Here is a 13,395-nt window from a genome sequence, read left to right as displayed (position 1 = left end):
GAGGCATGAAATCAACCTTCTGCCTCCTCTTCCTAGCCGCTGCCTGCCTGGGCGCAGAGACACCGCTCCCGACGCCCTCCCAGGCGGCCCATGTCACGGCCGAGCGGCTGCGCGCCGAGGCCTTCCGCACCCACGGCGCCTATGCGGACCTCGCCTGGCTCTGTGACCGGATCGGGAACCGGCTGAGCGGCTCGCCCCAGCTGGACCAGGCCATCGACTGGGCCCAGGGGCGGCTGAAGGCGGCAGGCCTCGTCAATGTCCATGCAGAAAAGGTCATGGTGCCCCACTGGGTGCGCGGGAAGGAGTCTGCCGAGCTGCTGCTGCCGACCCCCCAGCGGGTGAACCTGCTGGGCCTCGGCGGCAGTGTGGGCACCCCCGAAGGCGGCCTCACGGCGGATGTCGTCGTGGTGGGCTCCTTCGACGAGCTCGACAAGCTCGGCGACGTCGTGAAGGGGAAGATCGTCCTCTACGACGTGCCCTTCCAGGGGTATGGCCGCACGGTGGCCTACCGCCACGACGGCGCCTCCCGGGCCGCCAAGTACGGTGCGGTCGCCGCCCTGGTGCGGTCCGTGGGCCCCGTGAGCCTGGACACCCCGCACACCGGCGTCATGGACTACGACCCGGCCTTCCCGAAGATTCCCACCGCCGCCGTCACCATCGAGACGTCCACGCAGATGCGGCGCATGCAGGACCGGGGCGAACGCATCCGCCTGAGGCTTGAGATGGGCGCGAAGACACTCCCGGACGCCCCCTCCGCCAACGTAGTGGCCGAGATCCGCGGCAGCGAGAAGCCCGATGAGGTGGTGATCCTCAGTGGCCACCTGGACAGCTGGGACGTGGGCCAGGGTGCCCAGGACGACGGCGCGGGCACCGTCACCGCCATGGAAGCCGTGCGGCTCATCCAGTCCCTGGGCCTGAAGCCCCGCCGCACCCTCCGCGTGGTGCTCTGGACCAACGAGGAGAACGGCCTGCGCGGCGGCCTGGGCTACCGCGACGCCCACCGCCCCGAGCTGCAGAACATCGTGGCCGCCTTCGAGACCGACTCCGGCAGCGAGCGCATCAAGGGCTTCAGCCTGGACCTCCGCAAGGCCTCGCCGGAGGCCAAAGCGGGCGCCCTGGCCTCGCTGAAAAAGGTCGGGAAGGACGCGCTGGAGCCCTTCGGGACCATCGACCTGCGCCTGGGCGGCTCCGGCGCGGACGTGGGCCCCATGGTCGCCGAAGGCGTCCCCGGCCTCGGCGTCGGCCACGCCGCCACCCACTACTTCGACATCCACCACACCCAGGCCGACACCGTGGACAAGGTGAACCCCGACGACCTCGCCTGGAACGCCGCCGCCCTCGCCAGCTTCGCCTACGCCCTGGCGCAGTCGGAGGTGCGGTTCAACTAGGCCAGCCGGCGAAGCCGGCCAGGGTCACCTGCCGATCACTGGCTGATCCGCACCAGCTCCACGTCGAAGACCAGCATGCCCCTAGGCATGTCGCGTGCGCCCTGGTAGGCGAGCTTCTCGGGAATCCAGAATCGCCTGCGCTCGCCTTCCACCATGAGCTGGAGCCCCTCGACCCAGCCCGGGATGGTGCCCTTCAGCTGTAGCGGCACCGAAACCCCTTTTGTCAGCGAGCTGTCGAACACTTTCCCATCCGTGGTCCAACCCGTGTAGTGGACCGAGACCCAGCTGGCCGGGACGGGGTGCGCCTTTCCCGTTCCGGGCCTGAGGACCTTGAAGGCCAGACCGGAGCGCAGCACCGTCGCATCCGCCGGGGGGGCCGCCACATCCACAGGGGCCTGCGCGGGGGGCGGCACGGCATCCAGGAGCTCCAGGTCCATCACCACCGTCCCGGCCGGCCGGCCCTTGGCGCCCCCGAAGGCCTGGGCCTCCGGAAGCCACACCCGCCGCTGCTCGCCCACGGCCATGGCCAGCAGCATCTCCCGCATGCCCGGCATCAGCCGGTCCAGGCCCAGGTACGGCGCCTCATCCAGCGCCCGGGTGTTGGCGAAGACCGCTCCATCCGCACCCCACCCTGTGAAATGCGCGCGGACGAATCCGCCGGGCACGGGGCGGGCGTCCCCCTTCCCGGCCTGGATCACCCGGTAGGCCACGCCGCTGGGCGTGCGGAGGGCATCCGCCGGCGGGACCGCCAGGTCCGGCGGCGCGGCGTGGAGGAAGAGCGCAGGAAGCAGGACAGGAATGGCGCGCAGGCTCATGGTGGCGTTCCAAGGGGGACCCGGGTGGGCCTGATCCAGGATACGGGGGCGGGCCGCGTCACACGCCCGGCGGGAACCCCACGGCGAGCCTCACGCCGGCGATGGCGGGGTCCACGCTGCCGTCGGCGCGGCGGATGAGGATGGGGGGCTCGACCTCGGGGCACTGGGCGCGGGCTTCGAAATCCTCGGGGTAGTCCTGGCGGCGGCCGGCGGCGAAGACGTCCAGGCCGTAGGGTTCGCCTTCCTTGAAGACGATCTCCCGGCGGTGGAGGCACAGCAGGCCGGCCTCGCGCAGGGCCACCAGGGCGCGCGCCCGCTGGTCGTTGGGGAAGACGCAGGCGAAGATCCCGCCCGGGGCCAGGATCCGGGCCGCGGTCCTGGCATAGTCCGCGATGCTGCCGCGCACCTCCAGGCGGGCGGGCACGGACTGGGGATGGGCCGCAGGCAGGCGGTGGCCTTCGGGCCAGTAGGGCGGCGTGCCCGTCACCAGATCGAAGGGGGCTTCGCCTTCGAACAGGGCAGGATCGCGGAGGTCGCCCAGGCGCGGGAAGATGCGGGCTTCCTGGCCGTTGTAGCGGATGCTCTTCCGGGCCAGGCGCAGGCTCGCCTCCTGGGCCTCGACCGTGTGCACCACGGCGCCGGGGCAGCGCCAGGCGGCCATGAGGGCCACGCTTCCGATGCCCGAGCCCAGGTCCGCGATGCGGCCCGCCCGGGGGCACCAGGCGGTGCCGTACCAGGCGGTCACCAGGTCGTCGGTGCTGAAGCGGTTGCCCTTCTCCAGCTGGAAGATCCGCCAGCGCCCGCAGAGGCCGTCCAGGGTCTCGCCAGGCTCCGCGTCCACTCCGCCCGGAGGCACGGGCCCGGGCCGGGTCCAGCCCTTGTAGGCGGAGGCATCGTCAGGGGGGGAGCGGCGCGGCATCCCACGAGTGTCCGATAAACCGCCTGGATTCAGAAGCGCCCCTGCGCGACACTCAACCATGGCCGTGCCTGGGAAAACCCTGGAGCCCGTCCTCCGCGAGGGGGAAGGCTCGGCCTGCGAAGGGGACAGTTGCCTCACCCTCGATGGGGCCTTCGACCGGGTGAAGGCGGCCTTCCTCAAGCACCACCCCAACGGAGACGTGGCCCTGCTCCGCCGCGCCTACACCGTGGGCCGGGACATGCACGCCACCCAGCTCCGCAAGAGCGGCGAGCCCTATTTCTTCCACCCCCTGGCCGTGGCCCAGAGCCTGGCGGACTGGCGGCTGGACGCCGTGAGCGTGGCCTGCGGCCTCCTCCATGACGTGGTGGAAGACACCCTCATGACCCTGCCCCAGGTGAAGGCGCAGTTCGGGGACGAGATCGGCGAGATCGTCGACGGCCTCACCAAGATGAGCAAGCTGGCCTTCACGGACAAGCACCTGCTCAACGCCGAGAACGTCCGCAAGCTGCTGGTGGCCATGGGCAAGGATGTCCGCGTCCTCCTCGTGAAGCTGGCGGACCGGCTGCACAACATGAAGACCCTGGGCGTCATGGAGGAGGAGAAGCGCCGCCGGATTTCCAGGGAGACGCTGGAGCTCTACGCGCCCCTGGCCAACCGCCTGGGCATGGGCGTGGTGCGCCTGGAGCTGGAAGACCTGGCCTTCCGCCAGCTGGAGCCCGAGCAGTACGAGTATCTCAAGAACGCGGTGGAGACCAAGCGCGCCAAGCTCTCCGGCACCATCCAGGAGATCCACGGCTCGCTCCAGGCCATCCTCCGCCAGCAGGGCATCAACGCCCACGTCACCGGACGGGTCAAGCACCTCTATGGCATCTGGAAGAAGATGGGCGCCCAGGCCAAGGGCTTCGAGGACATCCACGACTGGCTGGCCTACCGCATCATCTGCCCGGACCGCGCCAGCTGCTACACGGCCCTGGGCCTCGTCCACGGCCTCTACCGGCCCGTGCCTGGCAAGTTCAAGGACTACATCAGCCTGCCCAAGGAGAACGGGTACCAGAGCATCCACACCACGGTGCTGATGAGCTCCGGCGACATCTTCGAGGTGCAGATCCGCACGGAGGAGATGCACCTCCACGCCGAGGCCGGCATCGCCAGCCACTGGACCTACAAGGACGGCCGCATCGCCAACCGCCTGGAGATCAACCAGGTGGCCTTCCTCCGCCGCATGGTGGAGCTGCACCAGGATGCCCAGGACAGCCGCGACCTGGTGGCCAACCTGCGCGGCGAGCTGACCTTCAACCGCATCCAGGTCTTCACGCCCAAGGGTGACCTCCGCAGCCTGGTGGAGGGCAGCACGCCCGTGGACTTCGCCTACGCCATCCACACCCAGGTGGGCCACCGCTGCGTGGGCGCCAAGGTGAACGGGCGCATGGTGCCCCTGAAGCACACCCTCCAGAACGGCGACCGCGTGGAGATCCTCACCCGGCCCGACCACAAGCCCAGCCGCGACTGGCTGGGCTTCGTCAAGTCCGCGGGCGCCAAGAGCCGCATCCAGGCCTTCATCCGCGAGGAGGAGCGCGCCCACGCCGTCACCCTCGGCCGGGAACGGCTCGAGCGGGAAGCCCGGGTCCTGGGCGTGCGCCTGGACGACCCCGAGGCCCAGGCCAAGCTCGAGGTGCGGCTGGTGGAGCTGAAGCTGGCGAACTGGGACGCGGCCCATGCCGCCCTGGGCTTCGGCCGCATCACGGTCCACAAGCTCCTCGAGCCCCTGGTCCCCGAACCCGAGCGCGCCAAGCCCAAGGAGAACGTCTCCAACCTCATGGATTCGGTGGTGGTGGGCGACACCGCCGGCATCCTCTACGCCCTGGCCGCCTGCTGCAAGCCCATCTGGGGCGACGAGGTGGTGGGCTACATCACCCGCACCCGCGGCACCGCCATTCACCGGGCCGACTGCCCCCAGCTCACGAAGGGGACCATGCACCCCGAGCGCCGCGTGAACGTGGCCTGGGGCAAGCACGGGACGGAGCTCTACGACACGGAGATCGCCCTCACCACCGAGGACCGGCCCGGCATGGTGGCCGCCATCTCCGAAGGCATCCAGCGCGTGGGCATCAACGTGCAGCGCTTCCACGGCTCGGCCACGGAGGAGGGGGCCGGCCTCTTCCACATCGCCCTGCGGGTGCGCGACCGGACCCACCTGGTGGAGCTCATGGCCGGCCTGCGCCGCATCCGCGGCGTCTACACCGTGGAGCGGGTGAAGGGATCCGTGTTCGGGAAGGTGAAATGAGCGCCTGGCGTCCCCCCGACGAAGCCCCGCCGGTCCCCTGGGCCCGCATCGCCGAGAGCCTGCGGCGGCCCCAGCTCGGGCCCGACCCGCACAAGATCAGCGCCCGCATCCCCGAGGATCAGCGCCGCGCGGCGGTCGGGGTCATCCTCTGGGGCGACCTCGCTGGCGCGCGCAAGATCATCCTCGTCCAGCGGGGCTACGGCGCGCCGCACCACCCCGGCGAGATCGCCTTCCCGGGGGGCATGGTGGAGCCCCGGGACCGGGACCTGCCCGCCACGGCGAGGCGGGAGGTGGCCGAGGAGATCGGCGTGTCCACGGGCCTCTGGGAGCTCGGGTGCTTTCCCGACGGCGTGGCCAAGGCCCGGGTGCGGTTCACCCCGGTGTTCTTCCGCTGGGAGGAGCCGAAGCCCAGCTTCCGCCTGGACCACGAGCTCGAGCAGGTCCTCCTGCTCCCCCTGGCGCCCCTCATGGAGGCCCCCTGGACCATCGAGCGCCTCGAACGGCACGGCCTGGCCCTCGATGTGCCCAGGCTCGAGCTGCCCCAGGCGCCGCTCTGGGGAGCGACAGCCTTCGTGCTGAAGGCCTGGCTGGATGTGCTGAAGGCCTGCGCCGACCCTGCGAAGCCGGCGCAGGCCTAAGAGTGCCTACTTCACGTTCACGGCCAGCCAGGCGGTGTTTACGGTGGCGTACTCGGTGGAGGCGGCTCCGTAGAGGTCAGCCGCCGCGTTCAGGGTCGCCATGCGCGCCCCGGCATAGTCCGTGCGCTTGGTCATGTAGACGGTGAGAGCCCGGTACCAGATGCGGCCGGCCTTGTCGTTGCCGATGCCGGTGATGCTGGTGACGCCGTTGGTCATGGGCGAGGCGATGTTGCCGGAGAGGGAATCCACCTGGCTGCCATGGGCCAGGAGGAAGAAGAAGTGGTTGGCCACGCCGGAGCTGTAGTGGACATCCAGGCGTCCCAGCGTCTTGCTGTAGAAGTCCGGGCTGCGGCCGTCGAGGCTGGGCTTGTACATCCACCGCAGGGGCGTGCCGCCATGGCCCCAGCTGTTCTCGAACAGCATGTAGTTGGCCGTGATGGGACCCGGGCCCGCCGTACTGGGGATGAAGCTGCCGGTGCTGTTGTTCAGGGTGTAGAACTCCACCAGGGTGCCGAAGATGTCCGAGTTGGCCTCGTTGAGGCCCCCGGACTCCCGCCGGTACTGGAGATTGGCGGTGGCGGAACACACGCCGTGGCTCATCTCGTGGCCGGCCGTGTCCAGGTCCGCCTCGCCCACGGAGCCCCCCACCTGGCCGTCCCCATAGGTCATGCAGAAGCAGCTGTCCGACCAGAAGGCGTTGTCGTACTGGCTGCTGTAGTGCATGCGGCTGAAGGTGGCCCCGCCGGCATCGTCGATGCCGTTCCGGCTGAAGGCGTTCAGATAGAAGTCCCACGTGGCCTGCATGCCCCGGTGGCCGTCCACCCCAGCGGTCTGGGCGTTCGCGCTCATGCCCGGCGTGCCGTTGTACTGCAGCCCGTCGCCCCAGGCGTTGTCGGCGTCGGTGAAGATCGTGCCCGTGCCGGAGGTGCCATTGAGCAGGTTGGTGGTGACGTTGTTCCCGAAGGTGCCGCCCGTACCCCGGGTGGTGTCCCGCAGCTCGTAGCCGGTGGCGGTGCTGTTGGTGCTGAGGCTCACGGTCCCGTACCACTGCGACTGGCCCGTGCCGGTGGTCCCGGCGGTGTGGAGGGTATCCCAGGATTCGAGGATCCGGCCCGTGTGGGCATCCACGAGGAAGTCCGTGTGCTTCGTCTCCTGGGCCCCATTCTCGAGCTCCGTGTGGACGTGGTAGGCCAGGACATACCGCGTGGCCCGGCCCGGGCCGTCCGGCTCGAGGCCCGCCACGACAAGGGTGGCGGTGGGTTCATGGGCGTAGGTGCCGCGGGGGGCCAGGGCCGCATGGGCCGCCGCCAGGACCTCGGCCCGACCCAGGGTGGGCTCCACGTTGAGGGCCGGGCCGCGCACCAGGTCGTCGGTCACCGCCCGCACCCGGCCGTTCCGGAAGTGGACGATGGCCTCGCCCTCGAACACGGGCACCCCCTTGTAGGCCTGGTCGAGCCGGACATGGTCCTCGCCGAGGGCATCGGAGACGAGGTTCCGGAAGGTGAAGCCCGCGTGCGGGCCCAGGCCCATCTGGAAGGCCCGGGCGGCCAGGTGGCTCTGGGCTTCGCGGACCAGGGCATCGGTGCGGGCCTGGTCCGGCGGCGCGGCCAGGAGGCAGGCGGGGAGGAGGAAGGGAACCACATGGCGCATGGGACCTCCAGGCGAAAGGAGGGTCGGGGGGTCCACCCGACCTGGGGCCACGATCCTACTCCCGCCTGTTAAGTTGTGTTAATTTTTCGACCTTTTTCGTTCATGTTTAACAATTATTACCAGTATTGGACTTGTGCAACCACGAAAAGGCCCGGGCGCGCACTTGCGCGTCCGGGCCTTTCGGATCCTGGTTGGGACTACTTCTTCTCGGCCTTCACCGAGCCATCCTTGTCCAGGTACTTATCGGGGTCCTTCATGAGGGTCTCGCCGCAGTACTTGCTGCAGATGCGGTACTCGCGGCCCCGCACGGCGACGGTGGCGGACTTGGCATCCACCGTCATCTTGCAGACGGGATCCTTCGTGTTCACGGCAGGCTTGGCCTTCTGGGGCGCAGGGGCGGCCAGGACGGCGAGGCTCAACAGGGCGGCATTCAGCATGGGGGTCTCCTCCGGGGCTACAGTTTATCCCCTACTTCCGGGCATTTTTCGGAGTGCCGTCCTTCTCGAGGTACTTGTCGGGGTCCTTGAGCAGCTGGGCGTCGCAGCCGCCGCAGCAGAGGCGGTATTCCTGGCCGCGGACGACCACGGTCTTGGACTTTTCGCTGACCTTGCCGCCGAGGACGGGGCACTTGGCGTTGGTGGCGGGCTTGGCGTGCGGCGTGGCCGCGACGGCCAGCGTGAGCAGGAGATTGAGCATGGGGATTCCTATGGGCATCACGGCCCTGGAGTGGCCGGCGGTCCCTGGGCCGTGGACGGGACCGCCGGGGTGCGGATGGGCGTCAGCCCGGGATCAGGCCGGGCATTGGAGTGGCCGGCCCCTCCACCACCTCCTTGCGCTTCCAGAGGTAGTAGATGGACGGATAGACAAGCAGCTCGAGCAGGAAGCTGGTGGCCAGGCCGCCCACCATGGGCGCGGCGATGCGCTTCATGACGTCGGCGCCGGTGCCGGTGCTCCACATGATGGGCAGCAGGCCCATGAAGGCTGCGAAGACGGTCATGGCCTTGGGCCGCACGCGCTTCACGGCCCCGTGGATGATGGCCTCCACCAGGTCGCCGGTGCTGTTCAGCCGGCCTTCCCGCTTCGCCTCGTCGTGGCTGAGGTCCAGGAAGAGCAGCATGAACACGCCGGTCTCGGCGTCCAGGCCCATGAGGGCGATGAGGCCCACCCACACGGCGATGCTCATGTTGTAGCCCAGGGCCCACAGCAGCCAGAAGGCGCCGATGGCGCTGAAGGGCACCGCCAGCATCACCACGGAGGCCTTGAAGGCGCTCTTGGTGTTGGCGTAGAGCAGGCCGAAGATCAGCACCAGCGTGATGGGCAGGATGACCTTCAGCCGCTCCTTCACGCGGATCATGTTCTCGTACTGCCCCGACCAGGTGAGGCTGTAGCCGGCGGGCAGCTTGAGCTCCTTCTCCACCGCGGCCTTGGCATGCTGGACGTAGGTGCCCACGTCGAACTTCGAGGTGTCGAAGTCCACCAGCACGTAGCCGTTCATCTGGCCGTTCTCGTCGCGGATCATGGCGGGGCCGTTGGCCCACGTGAGCTCCGCGATCTCCTCCATGGGAATCATGGCGCCGCTGGGCGTGGGGACGAGCACCCGCTTGAGGGCATCCGGGCTCTCGCGGAAGTCGCGGGCGTAGCGGACGTTCACGGGGTAGCGGGCCCGGCCGTCGAAGACCGTGCTCTGGTTGTCGCCGCCGATGGCGGTCATCACCAGCATGTTGGCCTGCTCCACGCTGAGCCCGTAGCGGGCGAGCTGGTCGCGCTTGAGCACGAAGTCCAGGAAGTAGCCCTGGGCCGTGCGCTCCGCGAAGGCGCTCCGGGTGCCCGGCACACCCGAAAGGATGCGCTCGGCGTCCACAGCCACCTTCTCGATGGTGGCCAGGTCCGCCCCGTTGATCTTGAGGCCCACGGGCGTGCGGATGCCTGTGGAGAGCATGTCCTGGCGGGCCTTGATGGGCATGGTCCAGGCGTTGGGAATGGCCGGGAGCCGCACCACGCGGTCCAGGTCCGCCACGATGTCCTCCTCCGTGATCCGGTCCCGCCAGATGGGACGCAGGGCGGCCTTCAGGAAGTCAGGTGCCCAGGCGCTGAACCAGCGGGGCTTCGCGCGCCACTGGTCCTCGGGCTTGAGCACGATCACGGTCTCCATCATGGAGAAGGGGGCCGGGTCGGTGGCCGTGTCGGCGCGGCCGGCCTTGCCGAAGACGCGCTCCACCTCCGGCACAGTGCGGATGAGGCGGTCCTGCACCTGGAGGATGCGCTGGGCCTCGGTCTGGCTGAGGCCCGGCAGCGTGGAGGGCATGTAGAGGATCGTGCCTTCGTTGAGCGGAGGCATGAACTCGCTGCCCAGGCTCATGAACGCGGGGATGGTGGCCACCACCAGCAGCACCGCCACCGCGATGGTGGCCTTGGCGTGGCGCACCACGAACCGGCAGGGCCCCTCGTAGATGCGGTGGAGGAAGACGCTGATGGGGTGCTTCTCCTCGGCGTAGTACTTGCCCACGGCGAGCTGGGTGAAGGTCCAGGCCAGCCACCTGGGCTTGAACATGAAGGGCTCCACCCGCGCGAAGAGCATGCGCATGGCGGGGTCCAGCGTCAGCGCCAGGATGGCTGCGATGGCCATGGCCAGGTTCTTGGAGTACGCCAGTGGCTTGAAGAGCCGGCCCTCCTGGTCCAGCAGGGTGAAGATGGGCATGAAGCTCACCGCCACCACCAGCAGGGAGAAGAAGACGGAAGGCCCCACCTCCATCAGGGCCTCCAGCCGCACCTGATGGAAGCTGCCGGGTTTTCCCGCCTCGATCCACTTCTCGATCTTCTTGTAGGCGTTCTCCACCTCCACGATGGCGCCGTCCACCAGCACGCCGATGGAGATGGCGATGCCCGCCAGGCTCATGAGGTTGGCGTTCTGCCCGATGCCGTACATCGGGATGAAGGCCAGCGCCACGCTCACGGGGATGGTGACGATGGGCACCAGGGCCGAGGGGACGTGCCACAGGAAGATGAGGATGATGATGGAGACGACGATCATTTCCTCGATGAGCTTGTGCTTCACGGTGCTGATGGCGTTGTGGATCAGCTCGGAGCGGTCGTAGACGGTGATCACGTCCACGCCTTCGGGCAGGCCCTGCTTCAGCTCCCCGATCCGGGCCTTCACGCGCTCGATGACGTTCAGGGCGTTCTCGCCCTGGCGCATGACCACGATGCCGCCCACCACATCGCCCTGGCCGTCCAGGTCCGCGAGGCCCCGGCGCATCTCGGGCCCCAGGGTCACGGTGGCCACGTCGCCCAGCCGCACCGGCGTGCCGTTCTCGGCCTTGAGCACGGCCGACTCCAGGTCCTTCGTGGCCTTCACGTAGCCCCGGCCCCGGACCATGTACTCGCGGCCGCTGTATTCGACGAGGCGGCCACCCACTTCCGCGTTGGCCCCCTTCACCGCCCCGATGACGGACTCGATGGGGATGCGGTAGGCCGCCAGCTTGTTGGGATCCACCTGCACCTGGAACTGCCGGGCCTGGCCGCCCACGGTGGCCACTTCCGCCACGCCGGGCGTGCTCTGCAGGCCGTAGCGCAGGAACCAGTCCTGGAGCGAGCGCAGCTCGTCCGAGCTGTGCTTGCCGCTGTGGTCCACCAGGGCGTACTGGTAGACCCAGCCCACGGAGGTGGCGTCGGGGCCGAGGGAGGTCTGCACCCCCGGCGGCAGGTTGGCGGTGATTTTCGAGAGGTACTCCATCACCCGGCTGCGGGCCCAGTAGATGTCCGTGCCGTCCTCGAAGATCACGTAGACGTAGGAGAACCCGAAGTCCGAGAGGCCGCGCACGGCCTTCACCTTCGGCGCCCCCAGCAGGCTGGTGACGATGGGGTAGGTGACCTGGTCCTCGACGATGTCGGGGCTCCGGTCCCACTTGCTGTAGACGATGACCTGGGTGTCGCTGAGGTCCGGCAGCGCGTCCAGGGGGATATTCCGCATGGTCCAGAAGGACATGGCCAGCAGCACCGCCGATGCGGCGATGACCAGCCAGCGGTTCTCCGCCGAGAAGCGGATGATCCGCTGGAGGAAGGTCGGGTGTTCGGGATCGTAGGCGGCGTGTCCGCTCATGCGGGCCTCCCCGTGAGGGAATACAGCAAGGAATTCTCAAAGCGGAGGAGAGCGGAGGGGCCGAGGAGAGCGGAGAAAGAGAAAACTGTTTTACTCAGCTTTCCTCCGCTTCTCTGCGTTCCTCCGCTTATCAGATTCTGTTTCTTTGGCGATGGATTCATGACGGCCCTCACCTCAGTGCTTGTGCGTCATCTGGGCCAGGGCGGCCTTCAGGCGGGATTCGGAGTCCACCAGGAAGTTGGCGCGGACGACGACTTCATCCCCGGCCGACAGACCCGAGCGGATCTCCACCTGCTCGCCTACCGTGGCGCCGGTGGTGACTTCGCGGGGCTCGAACTTGCCGTCTCCCAGGGAGACGAACGCCACCTTGGTGGTGCCCGCGTCCAGCACGGCGTCCAGGGGGACGAGGAGGCCCTTGCGGCCCGGACCGTGGATCACCACGTCGCCGAACATCTCAGGCTTGAGGATGCCGCCGGGGTTGGGGAACTCCAGGCGGGCCCGCGCGGTGCGGGTCTTGGGATCCATGACGGGATCCACGAAGGCGATGCGGCCCTTGAGGGTCCTGCCCGGCGCGGCCTGGGTCGTCAGCTCGGCGGGAAGGCCCACCTTCACGCGGCTCAGCTCGGCCTCGTAGACGTCCACCTGCACCCAGACGCGGCTCAGGTCCGTGATCTCGAAGGGGATGTCCGCCGGGGTGAGCCGGGCGCCCTCCACCACGTTCTTCACGGTCACGATGCCGGAGATGGGGCTGCGCAGCGTGAGGGCCCGTTGGACTTCGCCCGTCTTCTCCAGCCGGTCGATGGCCTCGGGCGGCACGTCCCAGAGCAGGAGCCGCCGTTTGGCCGCCTCCAGGAGCTCGCCGCCTGACTGCTGGAGCGAGCCGCTGCTCAGGGCCTTCTGGGTCTTCAGGGCCAGCAGGTACTCCCGCTGGGCGCTGACGAACTCGGGGGCGTAGAGGCTGAAGAGGGGCTGCCCCTTGGCCACGGGCTTGCCCACGTAGTCCACGAAGAGCTTCTCCACGAAGCCCTCCACCTTCACGTTCACCTTGCGGACGCGGGTCTCGTCGATGGCCACGCGGCCCAGGGCCCGCAGCTCGCCGCTGACGGTCCCCTCCGCCACCTTCTCCGTGCGCAGGCCGATGAGCTGCTGGCGCTCGGGGTCTATCTTCACCGCGGCGTGGGACTCGATCCCCGCGCCTTCGCCTTTCAGGTCGCCTTCATAGACGGGCACATAGTCCATCCCCATCTCGTCCTTCATGGGCACCGGCGAGGTCTGGCTGGGGTTCATGGGCGAGCGGTAGTAGATGACCTTGCCCTTGTCCCTGGGAGCCTCGCCTTCCATGGGCACCAGGTCCATGCCGCAGATGGGGCAGGTACCCGGGTGGTCCTGGATGATCTGCGGGTGCATGGGGCACTGGTACATCTGCTTCCTGGGCGCCGCCGCGCTGGCGGCCTCGTGCTCGTGATCGTGTTTCGGAGCGGGCCGCAGCATCAGCGTGCCGCCGATGCCGGCCACCAGACCCAGGGCCACCAGGCCGAGGGTGCGGAGGCGCGACGCCCGGGCCGGAGTCGGGGAATCGAAATCAGGTCGTTCGGTGGTCAT

Annotated in this window: 10 protein-coding genes; 3 read left to right on the top strand and 7 right to left on the bottom strand. The window is 68.9% G+C overall.

Features of this window, described 5'->3' with window-relative positions; genetic code table 11:
- Positions 1 to 5 precede the first annotated feature (5 nt).
- Entirely contained in the window at positions 6 to 1,388 is a 1,383-nt protein-coding gene (locus ML539_RS02510; RefSeq protein WP_243320347.1) for a M20/M25/M40 family metallo-hydrolase, read from the top strand.
- 35 nt (positions 1,389 to 1,423) lie between these two features.
- Here ML539_RS02510 and ML539_RS02505 read toward each other — a convergent pair whose 3' ends face one another.
- Both ML539_RS02505 and ML539_RS02500 read right to left on the bottom strand, forming a co-directional pair.
- Positions 1,424 to 2,203, bottom strand: a complete 780-nt coding sequence (locus tag ML539_RS02505) for an FKBP-type peptidyl-prolyl cis-trans isomerase (RefSeq protein WP_243320346.1) — start codon at positions 2,201 to 2,203, stop codon at positions 1,424 to 1,426.
- A 58-nt stretch (positions 2,204 to 2,261) separates the two neighbouring features.
- A complete protein-coding gene (locus ML539_RS02500) occupies positions 2,262 to 3,122 on the bottom strand; it encodes a methyltransferase (RefSeq protein WP_243320345.1) in 861 nt (286 codons plus the stop codon).
- Positions 3,123 to 3,186: 64 nt separating this feature from the next.
- On the opposite strand from ML539_RS02500, the gene ML539_RS02495 reads away from it, so the two are divergent.
- Together ML539_RS02495 and ML539_RS02490 are read left to right on the top strand one after the other, a co-directional pair.
- Positions 3,187 to 5,406: a bifunctional (p)ppGpp synthetase/guanosine-3',5'-bis(diphosphate) 3'-pyrophosphohydrolase gene (locus ML539_RS02495; RefSeq protein WP_243320344.1), complete on the top strand. Its 2,220-nt coding sequence runs from the start codon at positions 3,187 to 3,189 to the stop codon at positions 5,404 to 5,406.
- Positions 5,403 to 6,044, top strand: coding sequence for a CoA pyrophosphatase (locus ML539_RS02490; protein WP_243320343.1), 642 nt, complete (start codon positions 5,403 to 5,405; stop codon positions 6,042 to 6,044). Before ML539_RS02495 ends, ML539_RS02490 begins: the two co-directional genes overlap by 4 nt.
- 6 nt (positions 6,045 to 6,050) lie before the next feature.
- Here ML539_RS02490 and ML539_RS02485 read toward each other — a convergent pair whose 3' ends face one another.
- The 5 genes from ML539_RS02485 to ML539_RS02465 all read right to left on the bottom strand — a co-directional run bounded on the left by ML539_RS02485 (position 6,051) and on the right by ML539_RS02465 (position 13,395).
- Positions 6,051 to 7,694 (bottom strand): M4 family metallopeptidase, encoded by a 1,644-nt coding sequence (locus ML539_RS02485; protein ID WP_243320342.1) that lies wholly within the window; start codon positions 7,692 to 7,694, stop codon positions 6,051 to 6,053.
- A gap of 197 nt (positions 7,695 to 7,891) precedes the next feature.
- Entirely contained in the window at positions 7,892 to 8,131 is a 240-nt protein-coding gene (locus ML539_RS02480) for a hypothetical protein (RefSeq protein ID WP_243320341.1), read from the bottom strand.
- 31 nt (positions 8,132 to 8,162) lie between these two features.
- A complete protein-coding gene (locus tag ML539_RS02475; RefSeq protein WP_243320340.1) occupies positions 8,163 to 8,390 on the bottom strand; it encodes a hypothetical protein in 228 nt (75 codons plus the stop codon).
- Between the two features lie 82 nt (positions 8,391 to 8,472).
- Positions 8,473 to 11,793: a CusA/CzcA family heavy metal efflux RND transporter gene (locus ML539_RS02470; protein WP_243320339.1), complete on the bottom strand. Its 3,321-nt coding sequence runs from the start codon at positions 11,791 to 11,793 to the stop codon at positions 8,473 to 8,475.
- Positions 11,794 to 11,967: 174 nt separating this feature from the next.
- A complete protein-coding gene (locus tag ML539_RS02465; protein WP_243320338.1) occupies positions 11,968 to 13,395 on the bottom strand; it encodes an efflux RND transporter periplasmic adaptor subunit in 1,428 nt (475 codons plus the stop codon).

This window comes from Geothrix sp. SG200, assembly GCF_022808935.1.
Lineage (GTDB): Bacteria > Acidobacteriota > Holophagae > Holophagales > Holophagaceae > Geothrix > Geothrix alkalitolerans.
Note: the sequence above shows the minus strand (reverse complement) of the source record. Positions and strands in the feature narration are given on the sequence as shown.